This is a genomic window from Acinetobacter sp. AS167, from assembly GCF_037152175.1.
Classification (GTDB): Bacteria; Pseudomonadota; Gammaproteobacteria; order Pseudomonadales; family Moraxellaceae; genus Acinetobacter.
Map to the genome: position 1 here is coordinate 198872 of NZ_JBBCMP010000006.1, position 21047 is coordinate 219918.

General features: G+C 34.2%; 14 protein-coding genes. 5 read left to right on the forward strand and 9 right to left on the reverse strand.

The genetic code is table 11. From position 1 onward, the window contains the following. Positions 1-51 precede the first annotated feature (51 nt). Together WFN33_RS12415 and WFN33_RS12420 are read right to left on the reverse strand one after the other, a co-directional pair. On the reverse strand, positions 52-1161 hold the full coding sequence (locus tag WFN33_RS12415; RefSeq protein ID WP_336953438.1) for a DUF695 domain-containing protein: 1110 nt from the start codon (positions 1159-1161) through the stop codon (positions 52-54). A gap of 91 nt (positions 1162-1252) precedes the next feature. After that, complete coding sequence (locus WFN33_RS12420) at positions 1253-2023, reverse strand: tRNA threonylcarbamoyladenosine dehydratase (RefSeq protein ID WP_336953439.1); 771 nt, start codon at positions 2021-2023, stop codon at positions 1253-1255. 114 nt (positions 2024-2137) lie between these two features. On the opposite strand from WFN33_RS12420, the gene WFN33_RS12425 reads away from it, so the two are divergent. After that, positions 2138-2863 (forward strand): DUF4261 domain-containing protein, encoded by a 726-nt coding sequence (locus WFN33_RS12425; protein WP_336953440.1) that lies wholly within the window; start codon positions 2138-2140, stop codon positions 2861-2863. A gap of 96 nt (positions 2864-2959) precedes the next feature. Here WFN33_RS12425 and acnA read toward each other — a convergent pair whose 3' ends face one another. From acnA to WFN33_RS12455, 6 genes are all read right to left on the reverse strand, one after another. Continuing rightward, positions 2960-5719, reverse strand: a complete 2760-nt coding sequence (acnA, locus tag WFN33_RS12430; protein ID WP_336953441.1) for an aconitate hydratase AcnA — start codon at positions 5717-5719, stop codon at positions 2960-2962. 113 nt (positions 5720-5832) lie between these two features. Further along, positions 5833-6654, reverse strand: a complete 822-nt coding sequence (locus tag WFN33_RS12435) for a TatD family hydrolase (protein WP_336953442.1) — start codon at positions 6652-6654, stop codon at positions 5833-5835. Next, positions 6654-7628, reverse strand: a complete 975-nt coding sequence (locus WFN33_RS12440; RefSeq protein ID WP_336953443.1) for an RsiV family protein — start codon at positions 7626-7628, stop codon at positions 6654-6656. Before WFN33_RS12440 ends, WFN33_RS12435 begins: the two co-directional genes overlap by 1 nt. 226 nt (positions 7629-7854) lie before the next feature. Then, positions 7855-8622 (reverse strand): hypothetical protein, encoded by a 768-nt coding sequence (locus WFN33_RS12445; protein ID WP_336953456.1) that lies wholly within the window; start codon positions 8620-8622, stop codon positions 7855-7857. 140 nt (positions 8623-8762) lie between these two features. Then, on the reverse strand, positions 8763-10352 hold the full coding sequence (locus WFN33_RS12450) for a peptide chain release factor 3 (RefSeq protein ID WP_336953444.1): 1590 nt from the start codon (positions 10350-10352) through the stop codon (positions 8763-8765). 965 nt (positions 10353-11317) lie between these two features. After that, positions 11318-11890: a recombinase family protein gene (locus tag WFN33_RS12455; protein WP_336953445.1), complete on the reverse strand. Its 573-nt coding sequence runs from the start codon at positions 11888-11890 to the stop codon at positions 11318-11320. A 2024-nt stretch (positions 11891-13914) separates the two neighbouring features. On the opposite strand from WFN33_RS12455, the gene WFN33_RS12460 reads away from it, so the two are divergent. The 4 genes from WFN33_RS12460 to WFN33_RS12475 are packed head-to-tail and all read left to right on the forward strand — an operon-like array spanning position 13915 to position 18983. Continuing rightward, a complete protein-coding gene (locus WFN33_RS12460) occupies positions 13915-15603 on the forward strand; it encodes a hypothetical protein (RefSeq protein WP_336953446.1) in 1689 nt (562 codons plus the stop codon). Positions 15604-15605: 2 nt separating this feature from the next. Beyond that, entirely contained in the window at positions 15606-16370 is a 765-nt protein-coding gene (locus WFN33_RS12465; RefSeq protein WP_336953447.1) for a CatB-related O-acetyltransferase, read from the forward strand. A 31-nt stretch (positions 16371-16401) separates the two neighbouring features. After that, complete coding sequence (locus tag WFN33_RS12470) at positions 16402-17943, forward strand: glycosyltransferase (protein ID WP_336953448.1); 1542 nt, start codon at positions 16402-16404, stop codon at positions 17941-17943. Next, complete coding sequence (locus WFN33_RS12475; RefSeq protein WP_336953449.1) at positions 17940-18983, forward strand: peptidase MA family protein; 1044 nt, start codon at positions 17940-17942, stop codon at positions 18981-18983. Before WFN33_RS12470 ends, WFN33_RS12475 begins: the two co-directional genes overlap by 4 nt. 485 nt (positions 18984-19468) lie before the next feature. Here WFN33_RS12475 and WFN33_RS12480 read toward each other — a convergent pair. After that, the coding region (locus WFN33_RS12480) for a type I secretion C-terminal target domain-containing protein (RefSeq protein ID WP_336953450.1) at positions 19469-21047 on the reverse strand (1579 nt) is incomplete at its 5' end.

Sequence of the window (21047 nt, forward strand, 5' to 3'; positions counted from 1 at the left end):
ATGTTTATGGTCTGAATGCTATAGAGCATTTCAAGCGACTTTTCAGCATAGTTAACAACCAAACTTATTTAAACAACGCCAATATTTATCTTTAAATAGGCTGACATCGATTTCAAAATTGTTCTGATATTTTTCAACCACCTGATCTATAACTTTGGCGGGTTTTCTAAACTCTTTACAAGCAAAATACATAGTTCTTAAGTTATTACCCGTTTCGCGTCCAATATTTAAATACCCTTCAAAATCTTTTAGCTCATTTAATAATTCTTCTTCAATCGTGTTAAGCAACTCATAATCTGTAGCAGATGGCATACCACTGGAGTTCTGACCAGCATAAGGTATTTCAACCAGCATCATCCAAGGGTGAGAAGCCTTTTGATCCCATGTTAAAAGGGTACTATTTAAGATCGCCACCAAAGGCAAACTTTCATTGGTCTCCCCCTCCAAACTGATATATTCATCTTCATCAGTACTTGAACGAGTTATTTTGTCTAAGCGAGAAATTTCACCGTTCTTTAAAATTAAAATATTCTTTAAACGATCGATAGGCATTAATTCTTTTTCAGCATCTTGTCTGAATTGCAGCGAAACTTGATCTAGTTTTGTAATCGAATCATATTCGCCCAAATAATTATCCAAAAAGATATAAACTGCTTGTAAGAATTCAGCTTTTTGAGCTTCATTATATTGATCATGCACAACCACGAGATCAATTTCATCTGGATATTCTTCATGGTCTTTTAAATAAAACGATAGCGTTTTTTGACTAAACTCATGACCATGCATACCAATACTGGTTTGCTGAATATCACTTGCGGGTTTAAGTGCGGTAAATTTCCAGCCGGGAATTTCAGGGGCTGCTGCCACCAATTCCTCTACAAATACAATGTTTGCCACAACACCATCTGGCGTTAAAATTAATTCAGCTGTTTGTGAATCAAGCATCCCGGTAAGGAAAAAAATTCCACCATGAACTTTGGCCAATTCAGGCGATAATTTATCAAAGAAATCCGCCTGAATCGTATCTTGATTTAACTCATCCACAATACGGTGAAAATCCTCTTGATGCTGTTCAAACCATTGCCAAAATTCAGCATAGCGGTTTCGATTGATTTGTATTTGTTGTTGTTTCTTTCCAAATAACTTTTTGAAAAAACTCATTTTGATTGTTCTCTGTTATTGCGTTTATTTCAGATTAATTTAACTGAATTTTTATGATTTTTAAATGAACCTAAACTTTTACTTAAAAATACTAAGCACTTAATTTGATCCGATCTAACTTTTTCAACACTTCTGCAACGGCGACCATCGCAAAACTAGAAGTCACCACTACAGCCGAGCCATATCCACCACAACGCAAGCCTGCACTTGCACACACATCAGCACTAGAAAAAGGATTATCAATTGAATACACACAAGTAATGCCAAATTTTTCTTTTGGTTTCTTACAAATGCCTTTGGCGCGCAACTGACTCCGCAATTTAGCAAGCATCGGATCTTGTTCTGTTTTAGATAAATCAGCAACACGAATTTTTAGAGGATCAAGCTTACCACCTGCCCCACCCGAAACAATCAAAGGAATTTTATTAAAACGACAATGTAGCATGAGTGCAAATTTTGCTTTAACGTCATCGATGCAATCTAAAATAATATCGGGAATATTTTCTAAAATTTCTTTCACATTTTCAGGGCTGAGATAATCATCAATCAAATTGATCTTGATCCGAGGATTAATTGAACGGCAACGTTCAGCCATCACTTGAATTTTCTCATGACCTAATGTAGAAGTCATTGCAGGCAGCTGTCGGTTGATATTTGAAGCAGCCACTGAATCCATATCGACCAGTGTTAACTCGCCAACCCCTGTACGTGCTAAGGCTTCGACCGCCCATGAGCCGACCCCACCAATACCGATCACCATGACATGACTTTTTTCATAGTGATTGAATGTCTCTTCTCCATAAATTTTGGCTACACCTGCAAAACGGCGCTCATATTCATCATTTTGGAAAAGTTCAGTCATGGTTCAAATCTAGGCTCAAAAAATCAAGCTCATTTTATCAAAAATAAGCAGTGAAAATGAAAAATTAAATTTGCAATGCTAAGATCAAACTTTACAAATATAAAAGTTCGAACAATGCAAAATTCACAACAGATTATTTTATGCATTCCTGGGGTATGGAAAAATCATCAGGAATTAGTTCATGCCATGCTTGAATGCGACACTGGGTATATTTATGCGGGGATGATCATGACATCACAGTATTCTGATCATTTTGTTGAAGTTGAAGAACATAATCATGATCCTGAAGTAAGTCGTATATTCAGATTATTCAGTATGCAACGCTTTTCAGACCATGAGCTCGATCAAATCGATCAGCACAATATGGTGCTCTACCTCATATGCAAAGGTGGTCATTTTCAAAGTGTACAAGATGCCTTTAAGCTTGGACAAGCGTTATTAAAGGCAGGTGGATTAGGTATAAAAATAGAAACAGCAGGGCTTACACATAGCAAAAAACAATGGCTCGAATTTTCTGCAACGAATTTATTGGATATTTTTAAGGCATTTATACCAGTTGTTTCTGATCAAGAATATCTTTATTCGTGCGGCATGCATCAGTTTGGAAAACTAGATGGCTGTATTTCGTCTAGTGTCAATGAAGCCAGTTTCACCTTAAATCAATTTCTACTTTATATTTTAGCCGAAGATCCTGATTTTAAAAAAGGTGATACATTCAGGGCTGAAGAGGATATGGAAAAATTCAAACTCTCTAAACGCTCCTCATCTGAGTTTTTTGAAGCAGATTCACTTTATTTTAACTCCTTCGGTATATGGCAATTAAATTCACTACTTCCTTAAAAATCAACATCAAGTTCTCTTTTAAACAAATAAAAAAAGCCCTGCATTCTATACAGGGCTTGGAGAACTGAAATAAATCGTGATTTATTGATTAGGCTATGAAGCGATTAAATTACGCAGCACATAATGCAAGATACCACCTGCTTTAAAATATTCCACTTCATTCAAAGTATCAATACGGCATAACACTTTGAAACGATCTATTGAACCATCAACACGTTTAACCTCCACATCTAAACTTTCATGTGGTTGTATGTCATCAGAAAGTCCATAAATCGACAGTTGCTCACGCCCAGTTAAGTTGAGTGATTGACGAGTTTGACCATCCACAAATTGCAACGGTAAAACCCCCATACCAACAAGATTTGAACGATGGATTCGTTCAAAACTTTCAGTAATTACCGCTTTTACTCCTAAAAGATTGGTGCCTTTCGCCGCCCAGTCACGTGATGAGCCTGTACCATATTCCTTACCTGCAATGATGACCAACGGCGTACCATCTTGCTGATACTTCATCGCAGCATCGTAAATGGCTAACTTCTCATCTGTCGGGATATAGAGGGTATTGCCGCCCTCTTCACCATTGAGCATTTCATTCTTGATACGAATGTTGGCAAAGGTTCCTCGCATCATCACTTCATGATTGCCACGACGAGATCCATAAGAGTTAAAGTCCTTTTGATCGACACCCTGCGCTTCTAGATAACGACCTGCTGGACTGTCTTTCTTGATATTCCCCGCAGGAGAAATATGATCTGTTGTGACTGAGTCGCCAAGAACGGCCAAGATATTTGCATTGAGAATATTTTTAATTGGTTTCGCGGGTTGATCAATGCCTTCAAAGAATGGAGGATGACGAATATACGTTGAGTTTTCATCCCATTCATAGGTTTCAGAGTCAGGGATTTGAATTGCTTGCCATTTTTCATCACCATCAAAAACTGCCGCATATTCTTTATGGAACATCGCTGTATTGACTTTTTGCAGCACCTCATCAATCTCGATTTGACTCGGCCAAATATCTTTTAAATATACTGGTTGTCCTTGCTGATCATGCCCCAATGCTGTGCTGGTAATGTCACTACGAATGGTGCCCAATAAGCCAAATGCAACCACTAAAGGCGGTGATGCTAGCCAATTGGTTTTTACCAAAGGATGTACCCGCCCTTCAAAGTTTCGGTTGCCTGAAAGTACCGATGCAACATTCAGGTCGTGGCACTGAATAGCATCTTCAATCGGTTGGGGTAATGGCCCTGAATTACCAATACATGTGGTACAACCATAACCAACCAGGTTATAGCCCAACTGGTCTAAATAAGACATCAAACCTGCCGCTTCTAAATAATCGGTTACGACTTTAGAGCCTGGTGCTAGAGAGCTTTTCACCCATGGCTTACGTTGAATGCCTTTTTCGATGGCTTTTTTTGCCAACAAACCCGCAGCCAACATCACACTTGGATTAGAAGTATTGGTACATGAGGTAATCGCAGAAATCACCACATCCCCATCCGTCAATGGGTAGCGTTTACCGTCAATCACACAATGTGGTTCTTCATTTTGTAATGCAGATTGTTTTGAATCAATGGCGTTACCGGCCCCACCCTCATTGGCTAAACGTTCTTTTTCCTCACCTTTAGCTGGCTTAAGATCCAGCGCCATTAAGTCACTAAAAGTTTGTGGGATATCAGGCAATGCCACTCGATCTTGCGGACGTTTCGGGCCAGCAACACTTGCTACAACGGTTCCCATATCCAATGCAAGCACATCGGTAAATACAGGTTCATCCCCAGTATGACGCCATAAGCCTTGTTCTTTACAATAAGCCTCAACCAATGCAATACGATCTTCTTTACGACCCGTTAAACGCATATACCCTAGAGTGATTTCATCAATCGGAAAAAAGCCACATGTTGCACCATATTCGGGCGCCATATTGGCAATGGTTGCACGGTCTGCAAGCGGTAGAAATGCGAGCCCATCACCATAAAATTCAACAAATTTACCCACCACGCCTTTTTTACGTAGCATCTGAGTAATAGTTAAAACTAAATCCGTTGCGGTAATTCCTTCACGCAATTTTCCTGTCAATTTAAAACCAATCACTTCTGGAATCAGCATTGAAATCGGCTGTCCAAGCATGGCCGCTTCGGCTTCAATCCCCCCCACGCCCCAACCCAATACACCTAAGCCATTAATCATCGTGGTGTGTGAATCTGTACCAACTAAGGTATCGGGAAATGCAAATACCTCACCCTCACTTTCACCCAGCCACACTGCTTGAGCTAGGTATTCTAAATTGACTTGGTGACAAATCCCTGTTCCAGGTGGTACCACACTAAAATTATTAAATGAAGACTGCCCCCAACGGAGGAATTGATAACGTTCTCCATTGCGTTGCATCTCAATTTCAACATTTTCTTCGAACGCATGATCTGTCCCAAAATGATCCACCATCACAGAGTGATCAATGACCAAATCTACTGGAGATAAAGGATTAATTAAATTGGGATCTTTATTGGCTTTTTGTACAGCTGCACGCATCGCAGCCAAATCTACAACAGCAGGTACACCAGTAAAATCTTGCATCAATACTCGTGCAGGGCGATACTGGATTTCTTGATCTGAAGTTTTATTGTTCTGCCAATCGACAATCGCTTGAATATCGCTTTGCCTCACTGTTACATCATCTTCAAATCTGAGTAAGTTTTCCAGCAGTACTTTGAGTGATTTAGGCAATTTTGAAATATCACCTAAACTCGCTTGAACCTGATTTAAACTAAAAATTTTATAATTTGTATTCCCTACAGTTAAGTTTTGCAAAGAATTTAAACTATTGATATGACCATATTTTGCCATTGGTTAAACCTCCAGCTTGGCGTTGACTTTCTTATTGGCTACTTGGAGTACTTCTTTAAATCTAAGACAAATAATTATTTTAGGTGTTGTTGATTGGTTATTTTTATTCAAATTTACATCGGTAAATGTAAGCATTCATATGAGTTTTTCCACAATACACCTGCAAGTGTTGTTCGTTCAATTGCCAAGCTTTCAGCTAAACCCGTCAAGACAAAAGGCAAATTCACCGGCGTATTACGGGTATGCTGCTGGTCAGATGTCTGGCAACACAACGGTGTCATATCTGGACAATCGGTTTCTAGTACTAAATGTTCCGCACCAACCGCTTGTACAACTGTATGCAGTTTTTTCGCATTTGGATTGGTAATTTGCCCTGTGATACCGAGTTTAAAGCCTAATTTAATAAAGGCTTTCGCCTCTTCTACCCCCCCACTAAAAGCATGTGCAATACCACCATGTTTAAACTGGTGCTGTTTCAACATTGCAAGAACTTCAGCATGTGACTTACGAATATGTAGAAGAATTGGCTTATCGTATTGCTGGGCGAGTTCAATTTGGGCTGAAAAAAAATCTTGTTGTTTTTGAAAAATTTCAGCTTGTTTATGCTGTTTAAGAAACGTGTCCAAGCCTATTTCACCAACCGCAATACAAGCTTCAGTTTTCAGTATATTTTCCAAAGCATTTAAATGCTCTAGGCGGTGTTGTTCGATATAAAAGGGATGCAACCCCGGTGCAAGATGGCTTCGGGGTGCATTATTTAACTGATTTAAAAATTGTTGAGTGTCAATCAAATCTTGAAAGCGTTCATATAAAAACCCAATCAAAATCAAATGTTCTACACCTACCTTTTTTGCTTGATAGGCCAATTGTTCTCGATCCAGATCAAAATCAGGAACATCAAAATGTGTATGTGTATCAAACAAAGGCCAAGGCATTAGGATTTCGCTTTCCCACTTGCAACAGGTGCAGAACTGCTTGGCTGATCAACTTGCATCTCCGCTGGGAAATATTGACTTTTCAACACGCCTTTTAACTGATCGTAAGGAATCATCAAGCGCGGTAAGCCAACAACATAAGGCCCGATATCATATTCACCATATTGTAAAATCAGACCTTGTTTACCCAAATAGAAATTGTCTGATAATGTAAACTTCCACGCCTGTTCATATTCATTGACGCTTTCAGCAAGTTTTGAATCGATAACCCAAGTTTTAAATGCATCATGTGCCAATTTTTCAAATTTAGCTTTTTGATTGGCTTCAATGATTTGATCCAAGCCAACTTGTTTTTTACTCACCAAATCAAAGTTAAAATAGGTTTGCGCAGATGCCCCATGTGCGCCGCCTAAATAACTACTAGTATTTAATACCACCGTCGCTAAAGGTTTATCTGAGTTTAAAATTTTAGGACTTAAACTAATCGTGATCTGGCCACTTGCCCCTAATGTTTTAAGCTCTTTATCCATCTCAAGGAATGAATTTGCATAAGGTTGTACACGCTCTTGCAATTGCTGAACAGGGGTTTTATTGACTTGCACTTCACTTGCTGAAGCTTGTGAAGCCGTTTGTTGCTGATCTGCGTCTTTTTTCGCTTTACTCAATTGCGCGATATCCAGCATTTTATCCAGATTATCTAAAATCGCTTGATCAATCGTTTCATCAACAAAAGCCTGATTACTTTTTAGTCTTTCTATAGAAAACTCAGGGCATGTATTGCCATTACACTCAGGTAATGTCAATTTTACTTTTTCTGTATCGCCCTGTAATAACATTGAAGTATCAGGCACTTGAGATGCAGCACTTTGATCAACTTTTGGCTCTGCTTTTTTCGAGTCAGATTTTTGACATGCAGTTAACCCTAAAGTGATCACCAGAATTGAAAGCGCTAAAGTACTTTTTTGATTTAACATTTCACAAACCTATCCAATGAATCAAGCCAAGATTTTTTAATCTCTATATTCATTAGCCTATTCTTCTCTATACAAATCCTCAATCAAAATTTGTATGAAAATTGAAGCGTTATGCAATAAGTGGCTCAAGTTTATTGATCGCTGAGTCAATTCAACAAGGACTAACTAATCTTAACCGCTCTGCTTTAAAATCCCGCTAAAATTGGCAGAATGATCAAGATACACCTTAGAACATATGTTGATACACTTCAGGCTTAAGTATTTTTTGCGTCTGTTCTTTGCTCAAATAAATATCCAGCTGGGTACCATCTTCGACAATTTCATTGGCGCGATAATGCAATCCAACACCTTCACCATCAAAGAACCAATCGGCTTGTCCCCAATATAACTTTTTAGGCGCATTCTTTTTCACATCGCTATTTTGCTTTTCCAACCATTCTGCATATTTTTCTTGGACCCAAGTATTCAGTTGGTTCTGATGTTTGGCATCAATCACATCTAAAATACTTAAGCTTTTCTTCAATTTCCGGTCAGCAACAAAAAAGTATTGTCGTTCTTTGATACTGACATCTGCTTGTAAACTATTGACTGAAACTTGCAACAAAACATACTGATTACGTTGTGAAGCCATACGCGTTTGCATATGCAGTTCAAACGCTTTATTTTTCGGGAATTCTTCTTGCCAAGTATCTGATTTTTTGACAAAAGCATTAATGGCCTGTTGTAAGGTCATGTTCTGTTTTAAATCAATCTGTGCCTGAATCACGTTGGACTGACTATTTGCAATCCACTGATTTAACCAGTTGTCTTGAGTCTTAATGGTTTGAATATCGATTTCAATGCAATTATTTTTTTCACAAAACGGTAAGGCATAATCAGCTTTGGTTTCTTGAATATTTAAATAAGGTAAGACTTCAGCGGCTTCTTGTTTGGGTTGGAATACAGAACCATCTTTGTCCTGATCTTTTTTAGAATCACATGCAACCAAAACCATTGTACTTAAGCAAAGCACTGAAATTATTTTTTTTGAAAATTGCACTGCATAAATCCCTTTGGACAAAAAGCATTGTATTTTGATACAAAAACAGCTTCACAAGGAAGCTGTTTTTACATTTTGCAATAAGTTAGCTGAACTTAATGCTCACGTGTAGAACGGAATTGAATATCTGGATAACGCTCTTGCATTAATTGTAGATTTACTCGGCTTGGTGCGAGATAAGTTAAATGCCCACCACCATCGACAGAAAGTTGGTCATGTGCCTTTTTCTTAAATTCATTAAATTTCTTTTCATCATCACAAGAAACCCAACGCACTGTGTTGATGTTCACTGGCTCATAAATACAATCTACTTTGTATTCTTCTTTCAAACGGTATGCCACTACATCAAACTGAAGTACACCTACAGCCCCAACAATCAAGTCATTGTTGATTTGCGGCATAAACACCTGCGTTGCACCTTCTTCTGAAAGCTCTTTTAAACCCTTTTGCAATTGTTTAGATTTCAATGGATCTTTTAAGCGTACACGGCGGAACATTTCAGGTGCAAAGTGTGGAATCCCCGTAAAATGAAGTTTTTCACCAGAAGTGAATGTATCACCAATCTGAATCGTACCGTGGTTATGTAAACCAATGATATCACCAGGCCAAGCTTCTTCAAGTTGCTCACGTTCACCCGCAAGGAATGTCAATGCATCACTGATACGTACATCTTTACCAAGACGTACATGATTCATCTTTAAACCTTTCTCATACTTACCTGAACAGATACGCATGAAGGCAATACGGTCGCGGTGTTTTGGGTCCATATTGGCTTGGATTTTAAATACAAATCCACTGAAGCCTTCTTCCGTTGCTTCAACAGTACGTTCATGTGTTGGATGCGCTTTCGGTTGTGGTGCCCACTGAATAAATGCATTTAATACATGGTCAACCGCAAAGTTACCCAAAGCGGTACCAAACAGTACTGGGGTTTGACGCCCTGCTAAAAACTCCGCTGGATCAAGTGGATCATTCGCCATTTGCACCAGTTCTAAAGACTCTTCAAATGAAGCAAAGGCCAGATCACCGACTTTTTCACGAATGTCTGGATAGTCATATCCATCACGGATTTCAATATCTGTAATGGTCGAACCAAAACCCGCTTTATATACATAAAGCTTATTTTCAATGATGTTATATACACCAGCGAAGTCACGCCCCATACCCAATGGCCAAGTAATCGGCACACAACGGATTTTAAGCACGCTTTCAATTTCATCAAGCAATTCTAATGGCTCACGGATTTCACGGTCCATTTTGTTGACGAAAGAAATGATCGGGGTATCGCGCATACGACACACTTCCATCAATTTGATGGTCCGTTCCTCGACCCCTTTTGCACCATCAATCACCATCAACGCTGAGTCAACGGCAGTTAAAGTACGATAGGTATCTTCAGAGAAATCTTCATGCCCTGGAGTATCAAGTAAATTGATGACATGATTTTTATAAGGGAACTGCATGACTGAGGTGGTAATCGAAATACCACGCTCTTTTTCCATTTCCATCCAGTCAGATGTCGCAGAACGGTCAGACTTTCGACTTTTAACCATACCTGCAACTTGGATTGCTTTACCCCACAACAACAGTTTTTCTGTCATTGTGGTTTTACCAGCATCGGGGTGGGAAATAATAGCGAAGGTACGTCGCTGAGCGACTTGCGCTGCTAATTCATCTTTAAACATAAAAAATCTACAATATGTACACAGTTATGTACACATTTATAAATATGTACTTGAACTGGAAAATGGGAATTCAAAAATTGGCGATATTGTATCAGATTTAGCGTCGTTTTTAACGGTTGTTGCTATATCATTAAGCACTTTGATGGAGCATATTTCTGAAAAAAATTCTGAAATGGAATTAGACATACAGACCTAAAAGTAATACAGCACGTCATTTATACTAACTATTTCGTGATTAGTCTGAAGATAAAACAAAGTAGCCTTATAAATCAATTAAGACTATATTCTTTAGCAAAAATCTCAGATGGGAATTGATTTAAATCAGTTAGCATCTTACTTTTCGGATTAGCCCTTTAAGCGATCTAACTAAGTAACATCTAACAGCGCAAAGTCAATGACATAAGCCCAACCTATAGGCAAGCAGACAAAAATCTGCGACTCGTTTTCACTCTCTTGAATTTATCCAATAAGATCTGCAGAAAAATATTATTTTCCAATATTGCGACCAAAATAATTGGCCACAATACTTTTTTACAATCGTTTATATCCAGAATTTTAAAGTTTTCCTCATAGGAATAGATACCAAAATCAAAGTGATTCTTAACACTATTATTATCATTTGCATAAGCTAACCCACTACAAAATAGTAGAGCAATAATTTATAGCTACTTTTTTAGTTACATGTCACATCATCTCATTCCTAATAAGTAAAGCGCCAATAGTGAATCAAAAATTTGAATTTTTCCCAAAAAAAATCTTTGTTCACTGAATCCATTTTAGTTTGTATCATTATAAGTTCCTCTCCATCACTCTGCTTTTTTGTAAATCATATTATTTTACTGAAAATACTTTTTAAATTAAGTTTATAAATTATAGAATAACGAGCTTAAATTTTTAAATAACATAAATTTAATTAGCCCGTTATTTTTAAACCGGGTATAATTAAGGCTATATTTTTAATAAATTTATTTTTTTGCTGCTTTATCTAAAATCCTTTGTATAACTGTGCGAGTCACTGTAAACCGTTTAGCAAGGGAATAAACGCTCTCACCTCTTTTAAATAGCTCAAGCACTTGTTTTTTTTGATCATTTGTCAAAATTTCTGGTCTTCCAACTTTTTTAACGATTTTATTTTGTTTTTCAGTATTAAAATTAAATAATTTTTCGAATTCAAAACATAACCTTAAGAAATGAAGAAAAAAAATTTTCATGTCTCCATTGATCTCACTTTTTGAGTAGTCTAAACAAATTAATCTTATTTTTTTTTGATGAATTTTATCTGTTATAGATAAGATTTCTTCAAAGCTGCTACCTAAACAATCAATACTTTTTATTACCAACAAATCATCATCCTCTAAGGAATAATCAATCAAATTTAATAATTTATCTCTAAAAATTATTGACTTATTAACTGAAACTTCCTCAAAAACCAATCGATTTTTTTGGATTTTATAACCATATTCGTTAAAAAATGAAAGAAATTTACCTGATTCAAACTCTGCATTGGGTTCAATTCTAACATAGGCATACGTACGCATATTAATACACCAAAAAGTAACAAAAATAAACGCAATAAAACTAGCATATAAGTTTTTTAAAAAACATGATACAAATCACACTATTCTTTTAAACAATGTATAAAACTGACGAAATTATTTTCAAAAGCAATCAAAAAAAAACCAAAAAAAACCAAAAAAACCCTTAAGAAAAAAACAAAAACAACATATAAGTCAATAATATTATTAGCTTATTTTTAACCATGATGAATAATTAAAATTTACGAGGCGTAAGAAAGGACATTCTAAAGTTCTCTAAAGATGCAATATATTAAATATATGAATTAAATCTAATGTTTTTTAAAACATATAAATAAAACAAAAGAAATGTCTTTACCTTTACCCAAAAATACGCTCAGATAGTGTAAAACTTAAAAAATATAATATCAGAGCAATATAAAAAAACTGCAAAGATAAAAATAAATCACATTAAAAATAAATAATTTAAATAAAAAAACACTTTAACACTGACTAAAAATCAACGCCAAAATTAAAAAAATCTTTAAATACACAATGTTTAATTAGATTTATTTAAACACTCGAACAAAAATACTCGATTATTTAAAATATAATTTTAAAATACTTTAATAAAGTATACTAAAAACAACATTAAAAATTACTTAACAGAAAATTAAAACAGTTTAAAGTAACTTAAAACTTTGCAAAATATAGAAAAAGAAGTAAACACCACTAATTATCATCCTATTATTAAAAAATTAAAAGTTAAAGTTGCCCTGAGACATAAATTGAAAATTTGGTATGAGATTCTTAATTCAGAAGATTTATTCAGTATGGTTATAGGAGCATGCACTTCGTTGACCTAACTTTAAAAATGCTTTGCTGACAATTTATCGCTAAAATAATTTAATACATTGCATCTTGGTTTCGACCAATTTAAATAATAGTACCCAACAATATTCCATATTATTCGATTCAAGTATTTGACTGTTTTGAGTAGATCATTGCACTTAATGTAAGTCTTCCTAAGGCTTGGCATTTTTTTGGGTGAAATTACAGCAGAAGCATGCCATCTAAAATTGCTTGTCTACAGTGTTATGTATCATGAACTCCATCTATATAGTCTGAATCAATTCGATCATCTCATGGAATTGGATCAAGTTGATTACCGAGCGCCTGTTAATCACTAAGATTATTTGTCCAAAGCTAAGCAATAAGTATTTGCAGGTTTTCAGCATCAATACCCATATGGATTTTATGCCATTACCGATGATATTCTGGTTATTATTTCTTAGTCTTCTTTCGCCATCACCTATGAGTTTTAATGAAGTCAATCAATGCTTTTGGGGTGACCAATATCAATATTACTTTATCATTTTCATGATGATAAAATAATTTCTGACTAACCAATTTAATCCACAAAAAATGAATGATACTTTTATCTAATCCCGTGGTCATTTCTCAAGATAACTTGAATAATAATTTAATCATTAAGACAGCACAGAGTAGCAATATTTGAGTAGATTTAATTTGTTCTTGCTGCCTTTTGGTTGCGCACACCACTAATTTTGCGAACAAATCAGATCGAGAAATTTCATCTCTTTAGCAAAGTTTAGCTATAAGAAAGAAAATTGATCATTCGATAGATTTAGGTATAGGCTTATCCATCTGAATAATTATATTAATGAATATGCTTTGAAGATCAGTTTTTGTAACAAAGCCTCTTTAAAATAATCCAATATAAGTGTAGAGAAATAAGCTTAATTAAGAGAACCTTAATACCAACTTAAAAACCATATTTAATTAAGAATATAAAAACTATGCTTTTAATCATATATAGGTTAAAAACATACCATAAAAAATTTAATAACAATCATCAGCAACATACAACTTTAAAACTAAGACATTGATTTAAATAAATTTTAAAACCAATATGAAATATAAAAAATTTATAATTTACAACATATTGAAAAAAAAAATAAAGCATACAATAATTATTTGTATTTCACAAAGTCATCAAATTAGAAAACAATTTATATAGGATTAAAATGAGCACACATCTAGATAACCTAAACCAAATTAGTGCTAAAATTTCTTATTTTTTAAAAAAAACAATTAATAACAATGATACAATCTTAACGGAAGAAGAGAGGGATAATAAAATTATTGTTTTTATTTCTTATGGATCAAATGATATCAGAGCTAAGGTATGGAATACTGCACCATTAAATGCAGATATTGCAATTAAGAAAACTCTAAATTATATAAAAAATATCTATGAAAAAAATAACAAAATATCCAATTACTTAAAAATTGACATTGTTCACGACTTAAAAAAAATAAAATTCAAAGATCTTTTACAAATCATTAGTGATGAAAAATTAAATAATTACTTTAGAAAAGGCATTGCATTTGATGAAAATTTCAGTATTGCTTTATTAGAACAAGAAATTTATGGAAATGCAATTATTCAAGGGAAAACTTGGGATAAAGCAAGTTCATTTAATGAGATTAATTTAAATAAATATTTAAAGCACAAATATAATATAAGTTCTAGAAGAAAAATCAAAGACCAAGATTTAATTTATACATTTAGAAGTAAAGGTATTTTTTTTAAAAATTTAGATTTTTATGAATTAAACTATGACTATATAAATAATGGTATTAGAACTATTGATGATAGTGAAAAAAGACAAAGTATATTGGAGATAATTAAAGATAATTGTATATATTTAAATTCGCAAATTGATCAAGAAACAGGAAAATTTATTTATGGATATATCCCTGCTAATAATGAAAGATTAACCAGTTATAATAGTATTCGACATTGTACTTCCTTATACTCTTTACTAGAAGCATTTGAAGTTTCAGAAAAATTTATAAATTATGATAAAATCAAAAAAGGAATTAACTATACTATTAAAAATCTTATTAAATACCCCACGGACCAATCTTCAGCATTTATTATCGAGCAAAATAAATCTAACATTGAAATTAAATTAGGTGCAAATGCAGCTGCAATTTTAATGTTCACTAAATACCAGGAAGTTACAGGAAGTACTGAATTTTTATTACTTACCGAAAAGCTAGCCAATGGCATAAAAAAAATGATAAAGCCAAATGGTAAGACCATACATATTTTAGATTATCCTTCATTAGAAGTAAAAGAAGAATATAGAGTAATTTACTATGATGGTGAAGCTGCTTTAGCCCTTTTGAGACTATATCAATTAAATAATGATCAAGAATTACTAAAAACAGTTAAAATTATGTATGAGCATTTTATTGATAATGATTATTGGAAATATAATGACCATTGGCTTAGCTATTGTACAAATGAGCTTAGTCTATTATGTCCTGAAAAAAAATATTTTGAATTTGGAATTCAAAACTATTTACCATATTTAAAAAGATATAAAAATCGAAGAACGGCTAGAGGAACTTTTCTCGAAATGCTTATGGCCTCTTACAAAATGGTTTCTCGACTCCCTCATCAGGAAGGTAATGAGCTATTCGAGAAATCAAAATTCTCTGAATTATGTGATGTTATAAATACGAGATTAGAATATCAACGGGTAATTGGTTATTTCTATCCAGAAATTGCGATGTATTTCAAAAAGCCAAATATTATTTTAAATAGTTTTTTTGTTAGACAAGAAAATTTTCGCACAAGGATTGATGACAACGAACATAACTTGTCTGGTTATATTGCTTATTACTTACACTTTAAGGATTAACTATGAAAAATTATAAAGATGCTTTATCAAATGAAACCACTCAAATTGAATTTTTTAAAGTAGAAAAATTACTTCAGACATTAAATATTAATATGCTCTTCTTAAAAAGAAATCCAAATAGGCTTATTAACTTAAACAATGATTTAAGAATTGAAGGGCATAATAATTTTTACAGCAATATCTTAAATTTATGTACTATTGGTGCATTTTCTTATTCTTCTTCAAATTTAGGTTATGGTGTTTCTATTGGACGTTACTCAAGTCTAGCTACCAATATTAAAATTATGGGAGCACACCATTTCCCCGAATGGATATCTACTTCACCTCACTTTTATGCTGAAGATTATCATAGTACTGATCCTCTAAAGGTAACCCATCTTCAACGAACCAAACGAAATGTTACTATTGGAAATGATGTATGGATAGGTGCTGATGTCGTTTTGAAGAGCAATATTAGCATCGGTGATGGTGCTATTATTGCATCTAACAGTGTAGTAACTAAGGATGTTGCACCTTATATGATAGTCGGTGGAAATCCAGCAAGAATAATTAGACCCAGATTTAGTGATGATATTGTTGAAAAATTAAAAACTTTAAAATGGTGGAGATTCCATAAAAAGGATTTAAAAGAATTAATGTTTGACCATCCTTACTTTTTTATAGATTCTCTTAGAGAAAAAATCGAATTAGTAGGGCTAAAGGAATACACTCCTCCAATTTTCACAAAAAATGATTTATTAAAATCGACCCACATTGAAAACATATGATATTAATCAAAAAATTACAGAATATTCTATTATGAAAAATCATTATTTCTTTTTATTTCCTAAAATTGATGAAAAAAAAAATGGATTGGTTTTTGCCCTATTAAAACGTGCAAAAATACTTCATGAAAAACTTGGTATCGATCCAATCATTATTACAACTGATTATGATCGTTCTTTGGCACAAAACTATTGGAACTTAGTTTCCAGCAACCTTGCCCCATCCTCTATTGGTTACCTTAATTTATATGGAGATTTACAAGGAACCCCCTTACGACTAGCTGAAAAAAAATATCATAAAAATGATAAAAAAATGTTCAATGAAAATATATCAAACACACAGATTTTTGATACTTTTAATCAAAGACTTCATGACAAAAATAATAAAAATTATCTTTATGAAATAAGACAAAAGGACTCACCTACTTTACGTTATGTAAATACATTTCAACAAGGTATAAAAAATGGTCGGCTCATTTATGATAGCTATGGCCATCTTAGTTGTATTCAAACTATAAGTTTAGAAACTCAAACAGTTATAACCGAAACATATTTTCATATTAAAGGCTATCCAGTAATTATTAAGAATTACCAATTAAATGAGAAAAAGAAGAATATCCTTTTAAACATTTTTTTATTAGATGAAAATGGTGTTATCACTGAGGTATTTGATCTAGAGTCCCAACTCATTCAATACTGGTTTTCAAAAATATCGAAAAACTATATAAATGATCTCATGTATATTCTAATTGATCGTGCCATTCATTTTTATGAACCCCTGAGGCACATCAAGCAAAAAAATATGCGTTTTATTGGCACAATCCATGCGACTCATTTAAATGGGGCAGATATTTATCGAGCCAGTATTAATCGTCATTACCGTAGCTATTTTGAACATAGCGATGAACTGGATGCATTGGTTATTTTAACTGAACGGCAAAAAGAACATATTCAACAACGATTTGAGATACATGAAAAATTATTCGTTATTCCACATATTTATGAGAAGTCTATCAAGCACGTAAAATTTACTGATCGCAATCCCTTATCCTGTTTAACCATAGCACGTTATGACAAAGCAAAAAACTTGGATAGCCTTATTCGAGTATTTAAAGAGGTTATAAAGGAAATACCGAATGCGTATTTAAATATTTATGGTTTTGGTGGCGAACAGACCTTTCTGCAAAATGAAATAGATAGTTATCAGTTAAATAATCATGTTAAATTAATGGGCTATAACGAAAATACAGATAGTTTATACGATCAAGCAAGTTTATTTCTTTTTTCAAGCCGGTCAGAAGGTTTTGGCATGGCAGTTTTAGAAGCTTTATGTCATGGCTGCCCAGTTGTTAGTTACAATATTGATTATGGCCCATCAGATATGATTAATGATGGTATCAATGGTTTCTTAATTCCATTTGAAAATGAAACATTATTTGCTCAAAAAATTATTTCTTTACTTAAAGATGAACAAATGAGACAAAACTTTAGTGAAGCTGCATATGCATGTACTCAGCTAACAGACCAAGAACAATTTGCTCAAAAATGGCAAGCTCTTTTTGAAGCAATTCGATGATAAAGCAACTTTCATCAAATAAAGGTCTGATTTTATTATTCTCTATGCTTCATTTAGGCTTTTGCATCAGTGCAAAAGCCGATTGCGGCGCTAGTCGTCCTTCTGCAGTAAGTCAACTTGACAATGTCTATTATGGCAATAAAAATCTCCGCATTTTTTATACAATATCTGGAGAAAACGCCCTTGAATTTCCTGAAGATCAAAACAAAAATAATGTACCCGATTATATTGAAAATATTGCGATTCAAGCAAATTCAATACGTAAAGCTTGGACGTTGCTAGGTTATCAAGATCCGTTAAAAAGCCCGCGTTATAAAGAAAGAGTCCGATATATTGATATACAAATACAAAAATTAAATGGTCTCGGTCTAGCTTATGACGAGCCACATCAACATATCAATAATCCATTAAAGCAGAATGCATGTGCATTAGTTATATTAATTAGCAATAATATTCCGAATCTAACTACAAACTCTTCTACAGTTGCCCATGAACTATTTCATCTTTACAGCTATGGATATACAATGTTTAAGCAGCCTTGGCTTACAGAAAGCCTAGCGGCATGGTCAGAAGGATTGATTAGAAAAGGAAAAGTTGGCGCTTATGGAGAGAGAAGTTTACCTAAAAATCCAGAAAACTTTGACAAATTTATATTGAATCGTACCTATAAAACTTCTCAATTATGGAGCCGACTCACTACACTTATTGATATATCTAATGGGCAACTTGATCTACCACCTATGCTGCTACAAACAAAGTATACTGACGGTCAATTTGTTTTTCATGATCAATTTCTAAAAGGTACACTTTTTATGCGTACTTTTCTTGAGAACCTTGGCAATAGTGATCGACGAATTTCTAATCTAAATAATTGGAAACTGTACCGCTGGAAGGAAAGTCAGCAAAGATCTTCTCATTTTGACCCACAGGTATTAGAAACTTTGTTAGAAACGCTAGAAAAATCAAATAAAAGTAATGCAGAAAAAAAAGAATTTCAGATCTTGTTAAGAAAAGTAATTAAAGATAAGAACCTTAATTAAAAGACTTATTTTCATTGTGATAATTATTTAAATCAATGCCGCACAGAATTAAGTTGACACCTTCTAAATTAAACTTGGATAGTATGCCTAGTTATAATAATCCACTGAGATAACTGATTAGTTTTTCGTATTATTTTTTTCGATTAAGTCAAATCCAACCTATAAAATAATGGATTTTCATATAATAATTTAGACATGCTTTAGTCCAACAGGTAAATAGCATACTAAAAGTAAAAATTTACTTTATAAAGCCAAATATCTTAAAGCTATTAGACCAATAGTTGCAGAATCTATAGAACTTTATGATATTCGTAAATCGAGTACTTCTATAGAATACAATATTAAAAGACAGATAAAACTTATTGGCTTTTGTGTGAAATAACGATTAATCCATTTCAAAACAAGACAACCATTTTTAGAAAACAAAAAAGAGAAGGCACTTATGCCTTCTCTCCAATTTGTATACTTATATCAATAACAATCAATTAGAACAGAAGCTGATTATTATTTAATAACTCATCCAGTGTTGTATCTGTATTTTTCAATACAATAAGGTCAGTTGAGTTATAGTTATTTCCAGTGCCATCACGATCAATACTAATCAAAGTATTACCCTCGCCATCAGAAGTAACAGACACATAATTAGCGATATTGTCTGCATTAGCGCCATCTAATAGTGCACTAACATCCACTTTATCTCCTTGTGCCAGATTGAAGTCAGTCCACTCATCCTTACCATTACCACCCGTTGCATCTGCAACGTTCAGTAAGTTATAGATAACGGTATCTGCTCCAGCTCCAGTCGTAATAACATCATGGCTAGCAGTACTCGTAATGTTTTCATCACCAATACTCGCTGTAGAGATATCATCACCGGCACTTGTCTCATAATATTCATCAGCATTAATAGCTAATTTTGAGATAGCTTCATCATTACTATTTGTACCAATTTGAATAGTTAAATTAGCATTATCAGATTTACCCGTTACTGGATCTATCACAGTATATTCAAACATTTCTGTCTTACCAATTACTGTAACATCACTGTTTGGTGTATACGTGTAACTACCATCTGGTTTAATCACTAGTGTGCCATAATTACCAACAATGGTTGTTTCACCTGTTATAGCTTGACCAGCTACTTCAGATATAATTGCACCAGCAGGCACATTATCCTGACCATGAATACCATCAGTATCAGTAATCACATTACCACCAACTGAAGTTACATTGGTTATGATAGGATCCTGAGCAGTGTCATAAGACTTGATAATAATATCAGTCTCAATAAAACCAGGTAGAGTGATAGCATTAAAGCTACTCATATCTATTTTATATTGTCCACTTGCTAATCCAGGTAATTCAAGTTTAGCGACTTGACCAAAAACTCCAATAAAGTCAAAGATTCCGCCTGATGAACTGTTACCAATTTCAACCCATGAACCATTCTCAAATTTAGACACTTTAACTGCAACACTATCGAAGAATGATGCCCATGATCCTGACTTGATTTCTAATGTAACATCAGCTATCTGATTTTCTTGAACACTGAATTGGGTTGAACCACTCGTTGTACCAATGACTATTCCAAGGAAACCAATGAGCCAATTATAAGAGATTGCGTTGTCTAAGGTCGTTTCTGTAACAGGATACTCAAAATCAACCCCTGCTTCTACGAGATTGTCTACTGCATCAACTGGAATATTTGGTGCTGTAACTTCTGTTGGAGTAGATTCGTTGCCAGCAACATCTTTTGCAGTCACATCTACAACTTCTCCATCATTTAACGAATCCGTAAACACGACAGTATAATTACCATTTTCATCGGTAACCGCTGTACCCAATACGTTGCCGCCTTGGTCTTTAACCGTCACTGTTGAACCTGGTTCTGCCGTTCCACTTAAATCCGAGCCATCATGATTAAATTCAGCAGTTGGTGCATCTGGTGCCGTTGTATCATCAGCTGTTGCTTGAGTAGGTTCAGATTCATTGCCAGCAACATCTTTTGCAGTCACATCGACCACTTCACCATTGGTTAATGGTGTGGTTAGATCTACTGTATAG